Raw genomic sequence first — 13,254 nt, 5'->3', positions numbered from 1 at the left:
TGGAGGCGTCGGAAACAGGTCACGCCACCAGGCGTGATGGGCGGAGGCCAGATGTTGCCGGCCTCCGGATTACGGGTCAGATCCCGAACGTGTCGCGGAACTTCTCCTGCACCTCAGGCAGCTTCTTGATGCCGTCAGCCGTCGCGATCGACTTCGTCTTGTAGCTGTTGAGCGGACGCATGCCTTCGGCAAGCGGCACGCCGGCCCGAAGCGGGTAACGGTAGTCCTTGGCGAAATATTCGGCGATTTCCGGTCCGAGCAGGAAGTTCTCGAACAAACGCGCGGCATTCGGATGCGGCGCATCCTTCATGATCGCGGTGGCCGAGGGCGGCAGCAGCGCGCCGTCGGTCGGGTAGATGACGCCAATCGGCACCTTCTTGAGGATCGAGTCCGACAGGATCAGCGGCAGCGGCGCCAGTGCGACCTTGCGTTCGCCCGAAGCGACAAGGTTATGGCCGTCGGCCACAGAACGGCCGATCTGTGGCTTGTTCTTCTCGATCTTGGTGAAAAAATCCCAGCCGTAGAGGTCGTTCATCAGGATCGTCCAGAGCCCGACGCTGCCGGAAAAGCTCGGATGACCAATGGCCACCTGGCCCTTCCACTTCGGATCGGCAAGGTCGGTCCAGTTCTTCGGGGCTTCCGCCTCGGTCACCAGCTTGGTGTTGTAGGCGATGACGAGAGGCGAGACGCCGGATGTAATCCAGTAGTTCTCCTTGTCGGCGAGCGCCCGAAGCTCCGGCACCATGTCCTTGAGGTTTTCCGGGGCGAACTGGGCAAGCGCGCCCTGTTCCTTCAGCTGCAGCATCTGGCCGTCGTCATTGGTCGACATCAGGTCGCCCTGCACCGCTTTTGCCTGCAGTTCCTGCACGAGGCGCTGGAAGATGACCTGGCCGGAGGCGCGCACGACATTGCAGCCGACGCCGGCATATTTCGCCTTGAACAGGCCGCACATGCCGTCGGCGAACTCGGTGGTCGTCTGCGAGACGTACCAGGTGACCGAACCTTCCTTTTTGGCGGCGTCGTAGAGCTGCTTTTCGCCGGCCGTCATTTCAGCCGCGCCGGCAAGACCGGCTGCCAGCAAGAATGCCGGAACCAGGCCGGCCACATAGGTAATGGCATGCTTCATGATCTCTCCTCCCTTTGATCCGGCCCATTGCCGGCAACAAGCTCGACCCTCCCGAGCTTAGAAATTCACGTTTTCCTTCCGCCGCAATCGATCCCGGTGGCGATGTTCCTCATCATTCGCCGGGGATCAGCTGGCGCTCCACCGGGCGCATCAGCGCCAGGAAGTCGCTGAAATATTCGCCTTGGATGACGACATGGTTGCGCATTGCATCGCGGGCGCGGGCGTCGTCGCGGTCCCGGATCGCTGCAAGCACCTCGTCGTGCTCGGACAACGAACTGTTGACGCGCCCGGGCACCCGCAGCTGCAGGCGCCGATAAGGTTTCAGCCGTCGCTGCAGCGCATGGGCGTTTTCCGCCAGAAAGCCGTTGCCGCTCGCCTCGTAGATCACCCGGTGAAATTCCGCGTTGGCGTAATAATAATCGTCCGAATTGCCGGCCTGTTGGGCGGTGGCGCAGGCAGCCTGCGCCTCTTCGAGCAATTTCAGCTGTTCCGGGCGGATGCGGCGGGCGGCAAGCCGGGCGCACATGGCTTCCAATTCGCCCATTACCTCGAACATCTCGACAAGCTCGGTGATCGTCAGCTGGGTGACGAAGGCGCCGCGATTGGGCACCATTCTGATGAGGCCCATAGTGCTCAGCTGGATCAGCGCCTCGCGCACCGGCGTGCGGGACACCTGATGGCGGGCCGCGAGACTTGCCTCTTCGAGCCGATCGCCGGGGGAATAGAAGCCGGTGACGATATCCTGCTCGATCGCGTCGCGAACGCTCGGTTTGCCCTGTTTGCCTTTGAGCAGCACATTCATGGGCCTATCCTGCCGATGCGGCCGCGATATCACGCGGTCCTGCCTGTTGGGTATTACCCTGACGCTGTGCCAGATGGCGCACCGCGGAAATTGCTGCCGTCACGCCGTCGCCTGCCGAGGCCGCCAGATACGCGACCGACCGGGCTCGGATGTCGCCGGCCGCGAAAATGCCCGGCACAGATGTCTGCATGTCGAGATCGACAACGATCCGGCCATCGGCCGCGAGCGTTACCGTGTCGCTGAGGAAAGACGTATTGGGCTCAAGTCCGACATAAACGAAGACCCCATGGCAGGGGAGATCGCTCTCTGCGCCCGTCGAAAGATCGCGGACGGTTATGGCGCTAACGCCGCCTTCGCCGCGGATCGCGGTGGCCACCGTGTTCAGTCTGACTTCGATGTTGGAGGCTTCGTTGGCTTTTGCCTGCAAGGCGGCGCTGGCACGGAGGCGCGAGCCGCGATGAATGACCGTGATGCGGGCAGCATGAGGGACCAGCGCCAGCGCCTCATCCAGTGCGGAATCCCCGCCGCCGATGATGCAGACGTCCTTGCCGCGCATCAGCGGGCCGTCGCAGGAAGCGCAATGGGAAACGCCGCGCCCTTCCAATTCCGCTTCGCCCGGAATGCCGAGCGTCCGCTTGGCGGAGCCTGCGGCGACGATCACTGCGCCCGCCGTCAGATCGAGATCGCTACCCGCGATGCGGAAACCGGTATCTGTCTTTGCGATGGTCTCGATCGTATCGAGCGCGAATTCGACGCCTGCCTCGTCCGCCTGCATCTGCAGCATAGGCCCGAGTTCGAAACCGGACATGCCTTCGGCAGGTCCCGGGAAATTGTCGATGCGGTCGACATTGATCACCTGGCCGCCGGCGCCGAGCATGTCGACGATCATCGTGCGCGCGCCGTGCCGGGCCGCGGCGATGGCGGCATTAAGCCCCGCCACGCCGGCGCCGATGACTACAATGTCGTAATCGTTCGGGCTCATCGTCAGCGCCAATCGTCGACGGAAACGGTGGTGCGGTAATGCGCGCCGTAGATCTGCCAGTAGCCGTTGGACTCGCCGCCAACGACCACGACATTGATATCCTGCGGGCGGAAGATATGGACGAGTTCGTCCTTGCCCGGCTTCAGCTTGCCGGCCATCGGTTCCTCCCCGAAGGTGGCGCGCGGATAGATGTAGTTCTGAACGAGCTGCAGGTCCCAGTAACGGCCGGCCGGCATCTGCGCCGTCTCGTAGATGAAGTCGAGCAGATCCTGCTTGTTCACGAACCCGCCGCGATCGATGAACTGCCGGGCGCAGATCGGGTCGAGAACGAGGGTCGGCGCGGTGATCGCGTCGGTGCCGAGCAGCATGTCGCGTACGTGCTCGCGCCAATATTCCTTGCGCAGGCCGAGGCTGAAGGTGGTGGAGCGGCAGCCGTGGAAAATGCTGACGGTGCTCGTCCGGGCGTCGAAACCCTTCTGCACATGCAGTGGCTCCCACGGGCTGCGCTCCTCGTTTTCCGCAAAGGTGAGGTTATTGTACGTGTAGTTGTTGCCGAGCGACCCCATGAAGGTTTCGCCGACGACCGAGCCGCCCTGCAGGTTCTGCGACAAAAGCCCGAAGGCGCGGCCGATCGTGGCATTGGCATGGCTGTAGGGGCCGAGCGCGCCGACGCCGCAGTTCATGCCGATCTCGTTGCGAACAGGCCCGTTGACGACGGCCATCGCCGCCGCCGAAGAAGAGGTCGATCCGCGCGCGGAGACCTGAGCCGCCGCCAGCGCCAGGATGACCGGGAAATATTCGGGAGAGGCACCGGCCATGACGGCGTTCACGGCGACCTTCTCGACCGTGTATTCCCACAGGCCGCGATTGGTGGTCGGCTGCATGTGGCCGACCACCTCGTCCGGCTTGCGGGAGGTCGCGGCCAGCATGTCGGCGACGCGGGCGTCGGTCGGCAGGATGATCGGCAGCTTATCGGTCCAGTTGTTACGCAGGAAGGCGGCGTGGAGATTATCTTCCGTGTCCGGTTCAACGAGGCGCGGCGTGCTGCGCTCGAACTGGGCATCCTCGGCGCTCGCCGAAAGGCCAACAGTCAAGGCTTCGATGATTTCCTTCATCACCGGCTTGCCGCTGATCGGATCGGGGCCTTCCACATAGGCGCGCAGTTCTTCCGGCGTCTTGCCCATCACCGGCTGGGGTACGAAGACCAGCGGCTGCTGCGAAAGCCCGCCCATCTTGGCGACGGAGCGAACGACCTTGTCGAATTTCTCGGTGTGGATGGCTGCGGTCGGTACGCCATATTTGGTTTCCAGCGTGATCGCATGGGTGGTGACGGCCGGTGCACAGGTGCTGCAATGGCCGACGCCGATGATCGCGGCATGGCCGTTCGCCTTGATCTCTTCCCAGAGCTGTGGGTCATCCTTGGAATAGGTATTCGCCATCTGGCGGATCCGTACGTCCACGGAGGGCATGTTGCGTGCAAACCAGGCCTCGACCTCCTTCAGGAGCTCGAGGGAATCGTCAAAGCGGCTGTCGACAAGATAGACGACCTTGCCGTCGAGGCTTGTCGGGCGGTCAGCCGGCTGCTTGCGGCTGACCTTCGGCGGATAACCCATCGGATTGTGGACGGTGACGAGCGGCTGAGCGCTGTCCGGCTTTCCCTGTTGCAACATCCCACTTCCTCCCGAAATGTTCCGTGCTCGTATGCAATCATAGTCCACGCGTATACATGAACCGTCAAGTCCCAAAATTGCGATTTGCTATTTTGCGGCGGCGGCTGTCGGCTCGAACGTTCCGGAAAACTGATTGCGGAGTATATTCTTCTGCACCTTGCCCATCGTGTTGCGCGGCAATTCGGCCATGAACGTCACCTTTTTCGGGCGTTTATAGCCCGCCAGACGGCCATCCAGCGCCTTGATGACCTCTTGTTCGGTCAGCTGGGCCCCTGATTTCAGGACGATCGCGGCAATGATGCCCTCGCCGAAATCCGGATGCTTGACACCGAACACGGCACTTTCGGTAACGCCCGGCATGGCGTCGATTTCCATCTCCACCTCTTTCGGGTATACATTGTAGCCGCCGGTGATGATGAGGTCCTTGCCGCGCCCGACGATATGGACATAACCGTCCTTGTCGATCTTTCCGAGGTCGCCGGTGATGAAGAAGCCGTCCTTGCGGAATTCTGCGGCGGTCTTTTCCGGCATGCGCCAGTAACCCGAAAACACGTTCGGGCCGCGCACCTCGATCATGCCGATCTCCTCGGTGCCGAGGGAGGCGCCTGTTTCGGCGTCAGTGACCCGAACCTGGACCCCCGGCAACGGGAACCCGACCGTGCCGGCGACCCGCCGGCCGTCATAGGGGTTCGAGGTGTTCATGTTGGTCTCGGTCATGCCGTAGCGCTCGAGGATGGCGTGACCGGTGCGCGCCTGCCATTCCTCGTGGGTTTCGGCCAGAAGCGGCGCCGAGCCGGAGACGAACAGGCGTATATGGGCGGTGCTGTCCTTGTTGAGCCCCGGATGTTGCAGCAGGCGGGTATAGAAGGTCGGCACACCCATCAGCACGGTCGCCTTCGGCATCGCCTCCATGATCTTGTTCGGGTCGAATTTCGGCTGGAAAATCATTGAGGCGCGCGAGGCGAGCACGACGTTGGTGGCGACGAAAAGCCCGTGTGTGTGGAAGATCGGCAGCGCGTGGATCAGCACGTCCTTGTCCGTGAACCGCCAGCTTTCGACCAGCGACGTCGCGTTTGACAGGAGATTGTCATGGCTGAGCATGGCGCCCTTGGAACGCCCCGTCGTGCCGGACGTATAGAGGATCGCGGCGATATCCGCTCCGCCCCGCTCTGAGGTTTCGGTTATCGGCGTGGCGATGGCGGCGGCATAGGTCAGCGTCCCCTTGCCCGTTGGGTCGAGCGTCAGGATCTTCGCGCCGGCCGCGTTGGCGATCGGCTGCAGCGCCTCGAATTTCGAGGGATCGCAGACGAAGATCGAGGGCTCGGCGTCGGTGAGGAAATATTCGATTTCCGCCGGCGTATAGGCGATGTTGAGCGGCAGGTAGATGCCCCCTGCCCTGACTGTCGCCAGATAAAGCGCCAATGCTGCGACCGACTTTTCCGCCTGGACGGCCACCCGGTCGCCCGGCTGCAGGCCGGCTTCAAGAAGCGCTCCGGCAAGCCGCGCGCATTGATCGGCGAAGGTGCGGTAGCTCATCGTGCCAACCGTCTCGTCGGTCAGGAGCAGCCGGTCCTCCCGGTCGAGCCCGCCGAGCAGCGCGTCATAGAGATTACCAGCCATCAAAACACCTCCTGGGAAACCGGTTGGGCCAGTTTGCGCAGCGCCGGCGTCGCTGCGATATGGCCGTTTTCGGCATAAGCCTCGTGATTTTTCTCGATCTCGCCGAGCCGGTAGCGATAGTTGACCATCAGGCCGTAGGACTGGCGCATGCCCTTCGGCGAACGGTCGCCGAGGAAGTTGAGCCGCTCGGCCTGTGCGCCGTTGCCGAGGTGGAATCGCGCGACCGGATCGACCGGCCGACCGTTGCCGCGCCGGACGTTCAGCAGGTAATGCGCTCCGAGCGGCAGCATGGCGCGCTGGATCTGGTCGAGTTCGCGCTCGCCGGCCGATGCCCAATCTCCTTCGAGCCGTGCCATAAGCCACTGTTTTTCCTCTACGATCTCCGCGCTGTCGGTGACGCGGCTCTCGCCGCGCAGCCAGGCGCCGAAGCCCGGAATGGGCGATAACGTCACGAAATTTTCGAGCCGCGGCAGGTCGCGCTTCAGGTCGTTCACCACCTGCTTGATGAGGAAGTTGCCGAGCGAAATGCCAGCCAAGCCGCGCTGGCAGTTGGAAATCGAATAGAATACGGCCGTCGTCGCCTGCTGCACTTCCAGCGGCTGGCGGTCGCGTGCCAGAAGCGCGTCGACCGAGGCCGGCAGATGGTCGGTCAGCGCCACCTCGACGAAGATCAGCGGCTCGTCTTCCAACTGCGGGTGGAAGAAGCCGAAGCAGCGGCGGTCGGCCGGCGCCAGCCGTCGGCGCAGATCGTCCCAGCCGTCGATATCGTGCACGGCCTCGTAGCGGATCAGCGCCTCCAGAATATTGGCGGGCGTGGTCCAGTCGATCGATCGCAACATCAGGAAACCCCGGTTGAACCATGAGGAGAAGAGATGGCAGAAATCGAGGTCGACCGGCTGCAGCGCCGGTTCTTTGGCCAACATGTCCATCAGGTGTTCGCGCATCTCGACCAGCGTTGCGGTGCCGCGCTTGGCGAAATTGATGCGGCGGAAAAGCTCTTGCCGGCGCGGCTCCGCCGCCTCGTGCAGCCTCGCGATATTCTCTGCGCTTGGCTCGGCGTTATAGGCCGCCGCCGCGGCGTCCAGGACCGGGCGATCCGGGCCGAAACGGTCGAGCAGTGCCCGCATGAAGGCGTCGCGGTCCGGGACGCTTGCCTGGCGATAGGCTTCGAGGAAGGCTTCGGCAAGAATGGCGCCGGAGACTTCGCCGCGGCGCGACAGGATCATCTCGGCAAGGCCGGCGAGGTCGCGGTTCTGCACCGGCGGCGATGAAAGGCCGAACAACGCCCGGCCGCGGCCGGACAATGACTGGATCAGCTCGCCGATAAACGGAGGAGCATCCCACCAGCCGAAAACCGGATCCCTGCTGCTCATCTTTTTTCTCCTACCCCTTCATTGCATACAACAGATGGGTGATCGTATGCAAGCGAAGGTGCAAGGCTGGCGCCCGTCGCGCTATTCCATCGCGAGGATCATGTTGCGGACGACGGGATAGATTTCCTTCTCCCAGCGGCGTCCGCTGAAAACGCCATAGTGCCCGACATTGGCCTGCAGATGATGACGGCGCAGGTGCGGGCGCAGCGAATGACAGAGGTCATGGGCCGCTGACGTCTGGCCAAGCCCGCAGATATCATCGCGCCCGCCTTCGACGGTCAGCAGTGCCGTAGCGCGGATATGGTTCGGGTCTACCTTGCGGCCATGGTGGGTGTAGTTGCCGCTCGCCAGCTCCGCCCTCTGGAACACCCGGTCGATGGTCTCGATGTAGAATTCCTCGGTCATGTCGAGCACGGCGAAATATTCGTCGTAGAAATGCTTGATCTTGTCCGCCTCGGCGGTCTCACCCTTGGCTAGGTGGCGGTAGAGCTTGCGATGTGCCTCGACATGGCGCTCCATGTTCATGCTCATGAAGGCGACGAGCTGCAGGAAACCGGGATAAACGCGCCGGCCGCTGCCCGGAAAACCCATGGGTACCCCGGTTATCAGTTCGCTCTTGAACCACGACAGCGGCTTCGAGACCGCGAGTTCGTTGACCTTGGTCGGGCTCTCGCGGGTATCGACCGGTCCGGCCATCAGCGTCATGGTGCGCGGGGTCGCAGGGTTCTTCGCCTCCGACATCACCGCGACGGCAACGAGCGCCTGGACGCAGGGCTGGCAGACGGCGAGGATATGCCCGCGCGGACCAATTTCTTCCAGGAAGCGGATAACATAATCGACATAGTCGTCCATGCCGAAGCGGCCGGCGGATGTAGAGACGTCCCGCGCATTGGCCCAATCGGTGACGTAGACGTCATGGTCCTTCAGCAGCGTCTGAACGGTGCCGCGCAGCAGCGTCGCAAAATGGCCGGAGAGCGGCGCGACCACCAGCACCCGCGGGCGCGGCGTATCGACATCGGCCACAAAATGCAGGAGCCGGCCGAAGGGCAGGTCGAGCGTCGTCTCGACTGATATCGGCACGTCGCGATTGCCGATCGTCACCGAGGTGATCTCGAATTCCGGCCGCTCGTGAGAAATCTTGAAGCGGGACATCAGTTCGAGTGCTGCGGCAGCATGCCGGCCCATTTCGGTGCCGCCGCCGAAGAACAGGGTCGAGGACATCAGTTGCAGGCGTCGGGCCATATCCCGCATCGGCGCGAGGAGGTCGTCCTGGAATTGATAGGCCTGATAGAGCATGAACATGTCCCCGCTCACCGCAAAAATGCGGCAGTGCAAAAATGCTAGTGCAATATGTCTCGCGATGCGAGAAGATTGTCACCGGACGCATGATTGTCCGGCAAGGATTGAAACTGATGACGCAGGCGGCACTGACGATTTCGTCGAAAAACTATTCCTCCTGGTCGCTGCGCGGTTGGCTGCTGTGCCGCATGGCGGGGCTGGATTTCGAGGAAGTGCTGGTCGAGATGAACGACGATGCGCGCCAGGAACTGCTGCTCCTGTCGCCCTCCGTGCTGGTGCCGCGGCTGACCCATGATGGCGTCAACGTCTGGGATACGCTGGCGATTGCCGAATATTTGAACGAAATCACGCCGGATGCCGGTCTCTGGCCGGCCGACATCGCCGACCGCGCCCGTTGTCGTGCGGTCTCCGGGGAAATGCATTCCGGCTTTCACAATCTTCGCTCGGCCCTGCCGATGAACCTCAAGGCCCGGCACGAACGCTTCAAAATCTTTTCCGGCGCCCGGCCGGATGTGGAACGGGTCAAGACGATCTGGGCCGAGTGCCTGGAAGCGAGCGGTGGCCCGTGGCTTTTCGGCGAAAAGCCGACGGTGGCGGACGCCATGTATGCGCCGGTCTGCAGCCGTTTCCGCACCTATGCGGTCGAGCTTGAACCGAAGCTTGCGGCCTACGCCGACGCTGTCCTCGCCTGGCCGCTGATGCTCGAATGGACCGAAGGGGCGCTTGCGGAACCGGACGAAATCGTCGAGTTGGAAGTGGAATTCTAGACCGCGAAAGACATATCGGACATTATGAGCTCGAAACCTTACGATCCCGGCGAAGACGGCGCGGAAATGTCTTTTCGCGAGAAGATGTCCTATTCCGATTACCTGCATCTCGAAAAGGTGCTCGACGCGCAAGAGCCGATCTCGGCGGCGCATGACGAACTGCTGTTCATCATCCAGCACCAGACGTCCGAATTGTGGATGAAGCTTGCGATCCACGAGATCACCTCGGCGATCGAAGCCATCCGCAACGATGATCCGCAGCCGGCCTTCAAGATGCTCACCCGCGTCGCCCGGATTTTCGAACAGCTCAACAATGCCTGGGACGTGCTGCGCACCATGACGCCCAGCGAATATACGGAATTCCGCGCCTCGCTCGGCCAGTCTTCCGGTTTCCAGTCCTATCAGTATCGGGCGATCGAGTTCCTCGCAGGCAACCGCAACGTGGCGATGCTCGGGCCGCATGCGCATCGGCCCGATATCATCGAGAAGCTGGAGGGCATCCTCGCCCGCCCGAGCCTTTACGACGAGGCGCTGATACTGCTTTCCCGGCGCGGGTTCGATATCGGCGAGGACGCAGCAAGAACCGACTGGCGCACAAAACGACCTGAGAACGAGCTGGTGCTGGAGGCCTGGAAACAGGTCTATGGCGCGCCCGGCACCTATTGGGAGCTTTACGAACTCGCAGAAAAGCTGGTCGATTTCGAGGATTATTTCCGCCGCTGGCGATTTAATCACGTCACCACGGTGGAACGGGTCATCGGCTTCAAGCGTGGTACCGGCGGTACGTCGGGAACGTCGTATCTGAAGAAGATGCTGGAGGTCGAACTGTTTCCCGAACTCTGGCGGGTGCGCACCGTTCTATAAGCCGGGTGAGGCCCAAAGCTGCCGGTTGGTGATCTTCTCGAGCCGGGTTATGCTGGCTGAAACGCGAGGAGCCGATGCGGGCGAAGGGACGAAACGGATTTCGGATGTTTCGATGCGGCACGGCTGGCGTGCAGGCGGTCGTGGCCCGCTCCGACCACCATTTCGCCCGTCACACCCATGACCAGTACGGCATCGGCGTGATCGAGAGCGGAGCCCAGAAATCTGCAAGCGGACGCGGTCCGGTGGAGGCCGGACCGGGCGACGTCATCACCGTCAACCCCGGCGAAGTGCATGACGGCGCGCCGATCGGGGACGAAGGGCGTTTCTGGCAGATGCTCTATTTCGATCCGGGTGTGATGGCCGTCGCCGTCGCGGACATCCGCCAGGGCAGGCCCGGCGATTTCGAATTTGCAGATCCGGTGCTGCGGCAACCGCCACAGGCCGCGACGATGCGGCAGCTGTTCACGGCGATGACCGTCGAGGAAGCCGGCGCCGAACTCCGCCGCCAGGAATTGCTGCTGACGCTGCTGGCCGAGGTGATGCGGGACGCACCGGAGCCGAAACCGGTACCGCAAGCGATCCGGGCAGCGCGCGAGCGGATTGATGACGATCCGGCCAAAGCGGTCACCCTTGCCGATCTGGCAGGCCTTGCCGGCCTTAGCCAGTTCCAGCTCCTGCGCGCTTTCGACAGGGTGATGGGGCTTACCCCGCATGCCTACCTGATCCAGCGACGTGTCCAGCTGGCGCGAAAACTGATCGCCGGCGGGGCGGGACTTGCGGAGGCGGCGCTGGCCAGCGGCTTTGCCGACCAGAGTCACATGACACGCATCTTCACCCGCAGTTTCGGGATTTCCCCACGCCTCTACGCGGTTGCGGTGCGTTGATCGCAGCTTTCGCGGAGGACAAGCGGATGACGCTTGTCCTCCGTCGCGGGAATGTTAGGTTTTGCTTTCGGATATCCATCTGACACCGGAGGGCTCAGACAATGGCCGCATGCTTCAGATACATCGTCCACGATGTAAAGGCAGCGATCGATTTCTACACCGTACACCTGGGCTTCAAGCTCGAGATGCACCCTGCCCCGCCTTTCGCGGAAATCTCACGTGGCGACATGCATCTCTATCTCTCCCAGCCGAACCCGCGGGGTGGCGGCGGCGCGCCGATGCCGTCCGGAGAGCAGCAGGCACCCGGCGGCTGGAACCGCATCCATCTGACCGTCGACGACCTGGATGGGATGGTCGAACGCCTGAAACTGGCCGGCTGCGGCTTCCGCAACGAGATCATCCAGGGTACGGGCGGCAAGCAGATTTTACTGGAGGATCCGTCCGGAAACCTGATCGAATTGTTCGAGCCGAACACGCCCGCTTATCGCGCGCCCGGCTCAGGCACCAAGACCGCCGGCGGTTGACCGGCGGTCGATGAACTCAGGACAGCGCCAGATCGAAGACGTGGTGATGGATGCGACCGTCGAACATGTCCAGTAGCCCCTTGGTCATGTCCCGGCTTTCGTAACGCACCGGCGATTCCAAGGCCGCGGCCAGTACCTCGCGGCTTTCGTACATGGTCGACAGCACCATCGGGTAGGACGGCGCACCGTTATCGCGCTCGATATTGTAGAGCACGCGCACTTCCCTGATGCCCGGAAAAGCCAGCCACATCGGCATCAGCTTCTCGGCCACATAGGTCTTGAACGCCTCTTCCTGGCCGGCATGGATCATGCCTTCGAAAAAGGCCTGACGGATGATCATCTTGTTTCTCCGGCTCACTTTTGCGCTGCGCAATTCCGAACGGAAAACCGCTTCACACTTTTCCTGGAATTGCTCAATTGACGGTGGTCGGCGGCCTTTCGCCGGCGAGATGTGCGGCGATATTGGCAAGCACCAACTCCCCCATGGCGACGCGGGTCTCGACCGTGGCGCTGCCCTGGTGCGGCATCAGCACCGTGTTCGGCGCGGTGAAGAAATCTTCGCGGATGCGCGGCTCGTCGAGATAGACATCGAGACCGGCTGCGCCGATCGTGCCGTCGTTGAGGGCGGCGAGCAGCGCGTTTTCGTCGACGACGCTGCCGCGGGCGATATTGATCAGGATGCCTTTCGGTCCGAGCGCCTTCAGAACCTCGGCATTGACGATGTCTTTCGTCTGCGCATTCGCGGCGACGATGACGCACAGCACGTCGCTGTCTTGCGCCAATGCCACCGGCGAGGCGCAGGCCTTCCAGGTCGTGTCCTTGACCGGCGAGCGGTTCCAGAAGCGCACGTCCATGCCGAAGGCTTCGGCGCGGCGGCCAAAGGCCTTGCCGATCTGGCCGAGGCCGAGAATACCGAGACGCTTGCCCTTGGGGCTATGCCCAAGCGGAAAGCCTTCCTTGCCCCATTTGCCGGCACGCACGAATGCGTCGCCCTTGGCGATATGGCGCAGCACGCCGAGCATCAGCGCGATGCCCATGTCGGCGACATCATCGGTTAAAACGCCGGGCGTGGTGGTGACGTCGATATTGCGGCTGCGGGTGAATTTGAGATCGACCTTGTCGGTGCCGACGCCGTTGATGGCGATGACGCCGAGCGACGGCAGCTTCTCGATCCATTCGTTGGAAAGGCCGGTGCCGCCGCCGGTCGCGACGGCGCGGATGTTCGGCAACGCTGCTTCCAGCGTTGCCTTCTGCGCGGGGTCATACAGCCGATGCACGGTATAGGCTGCGTCGAGCTGGTCCTCGATGAACTGCATCATCGGTTCCACAAGCAGGATGTCTGG

General features: G+C 62.6%; 13 protein-coding genes. 4 read left to right on the top strand and 9 right to left on the bottom strand.

Annotated elements, in window-relative coordinates; all coding sequences use genetic code 11:
- Positions 1-76: 76 nt before the first annotated feature.
- The 7 genes from ACZ9IU_RS23525 to ACZ9IU_RS23495 form a co-directional block, all read right to left on the bottom strand.
- Complete coding sequence (locus tag ACZ9IU_RS23525; protein WP_051900239.1) at positions 77-1,126, bottom strand: ABC transporter substrate-binding protein; 1,050 nt, start codon at positions 1,124-1,126, stop codon at positions 77-79.
- 112 nt (positions 1,127-1,238) lie between these two features.
- Positions 1,239-1,928, bottom strand: coding sequence for a GntR family transcriptional regulator (locus ACZ9IU_RS23520; protein ID WP_051900240.1), 690 nt, complete (start codon positions 1,926-1,928; stop codon positions 1,239-1,241).
- A gap of 4 nt (positions 1,929-1,932) precedes the next feature.
- A complete protein-coding gene (locus ACZ9IU_RS23515; protein WP_051900245.1) occupies positions 1,933-2,910 on the bottom strand; it encodes an NAD(P)/FAD-dependent oxidoreductase in 978 nt (325 codons plus the stop codon).
- Between the two features lie 2 nt (positions 2,911-2,912).
- A complete protein-coding gene (locus ACZ9IU_RS23510; RefSeq protein ID WP_051900247.1) occupies positions 2,913-4,580 on the bottom strand; it encodes a UGSC family (seleno)protein in 1,668 nt (555 codons plus the stop codon).
- A gap of 87 nt (positions 4,581-4,667) precedes the next feature.
- Positions 4,668-6,200 (bottom strand): malonate--CoA ligase, encoded by a 1,533-nt coding sequence (locus ACZ9IU_RS23505; protein ID WP_040123887.1) that lies wholly within the window; start codon positions 6,198-6,200, stop codon positions 4,668-4,670.
- Positions 6,200-7,573, bottom strand: coding sequence for a malonyl-CoA decarboxylase (locus ACZ9IU_RS23500; protein WP_051900249.1), 1,374 nt, complete (start codon positions 7,571-7,573; stop codon positions 6,200-6,202). The genes ACZ9IU_RS23505 and ACZ9IU_RS23500 overlap by 1 nt, the downstream gene beginning before the upstream one ends.
- Positions 7,574-7,654: 81 nt before the next feature.
- The gene (locus tag ACZ9IU_RS23495) at positions 7,655-8,869 is read right to left on the bottom strand and encodes a polyhydroxyalkanoate depolymerase (protein WP_040125648.1); all 1,215 of its coding nucleotides are present in this window, start codon (positions 8,867-8,869) and stop codon (positions 7,655-7,657) included.
- Positions 8,870-8,985: 116 nt separating this feature from the next.
- Between ACZ9IU_RS23495 and ACZ9IU_RS23490 the strand changes: the two genes are divergently transcribed.
- The 4 genes from ACZ9IU_RS23490 to ACZ9IU_RS23475 all read left to right on the top strand — a co-directional run bounded on the left by ACZ9IU_RS23490 (position 8,986) and on the right by ACZ9IU_RS23475 (position 11,911).
- A complete protein-coding gene (locus ACZ9IU_RS23490; RefSeq protein WP_040125649.1) occupies positions 8,986-9,639 on the top strand; it encodes a glutathione S-transferase in 654 nt (217 codons plus the stop codon).
- Positions 9,640-9,663: 24 nt separating this feature from the next.
- On the top strand, positions 9,664-10,503 hold the full coding sequence (gene kynA, locus ACZ9IU_RS23485) for a tryptophan 2,3-dioxygenase (protein ID WP_040123888.1): 840 nt from the start codon (positions 9,664-9,666) through the stop codon (positions 10,501-10,503).
- A gap of 104 nt (positions 10,504-10,607) precedes the next feature.
- The gene (locus ACZ9IU_RS23480; protein WP_437179069.1) at positions 10,608-11,387 is read left to right on the top strand and encodes an AraC family transcriptional regulator; all 780 of its coding nucleotides are present in this window, start codon (positions 10,608-10,610) and stop codon (positions 11,385-11,387) included.
- 101 nt (positions 11,388-11,488) lie between these two features.
- Complete coding sequence (locus tag ACZ9IU_RS23475) at positions 11,489-11,911, top strand: VOC family protein (protein ID WP_040123890.1); 423 nt, start codon at positions 11,489-11,491, stop codon at positions 11,909-11,911.
- A gap of 16 nt (positions 11,912-11,927) precedes the next feature.
- Here ACZ9IU_RS23475 and ACZ9IU_RS23470 read toward each other — a convergent pair whose 3' ends face one another.
- Positions 11,928-12,251, bottom strand: a complete 324-nt coding sequence (locus tag ACZ9IU_RS23470) for a hypothetical protein (RefSeq protein ID WP_040123891.1) — start codon at positions 12,249-12,251, stop codon at positions 11,928-11,930.
- A 73-nt stretch (positions 12,252-12,324) separates the two neighbouring features.
- Positions 12,325-13,230: a 2-hydroxyacid dehydrogenase gene (locus ACZ9IU_RS23465; RefSeq protein ID WP_051900673.1), complete on the bottom strand. Its 906-nt coding sequence runs from the start codon at positions 13,228-13,230 to the stop codon at positions 12,325-12,327.
- Positions 13,231-13,254 lie beyond the last annotated feature (24 nt).

The sequence above is a fragment of the Mesorhizobium sp. USDA 4132 genome (assembly GCF_056279545.1).
Note: the sequence above shows the minus strand (reverse complement) of the source record. Positions and strands in the feature narration are given on the sequence as shown.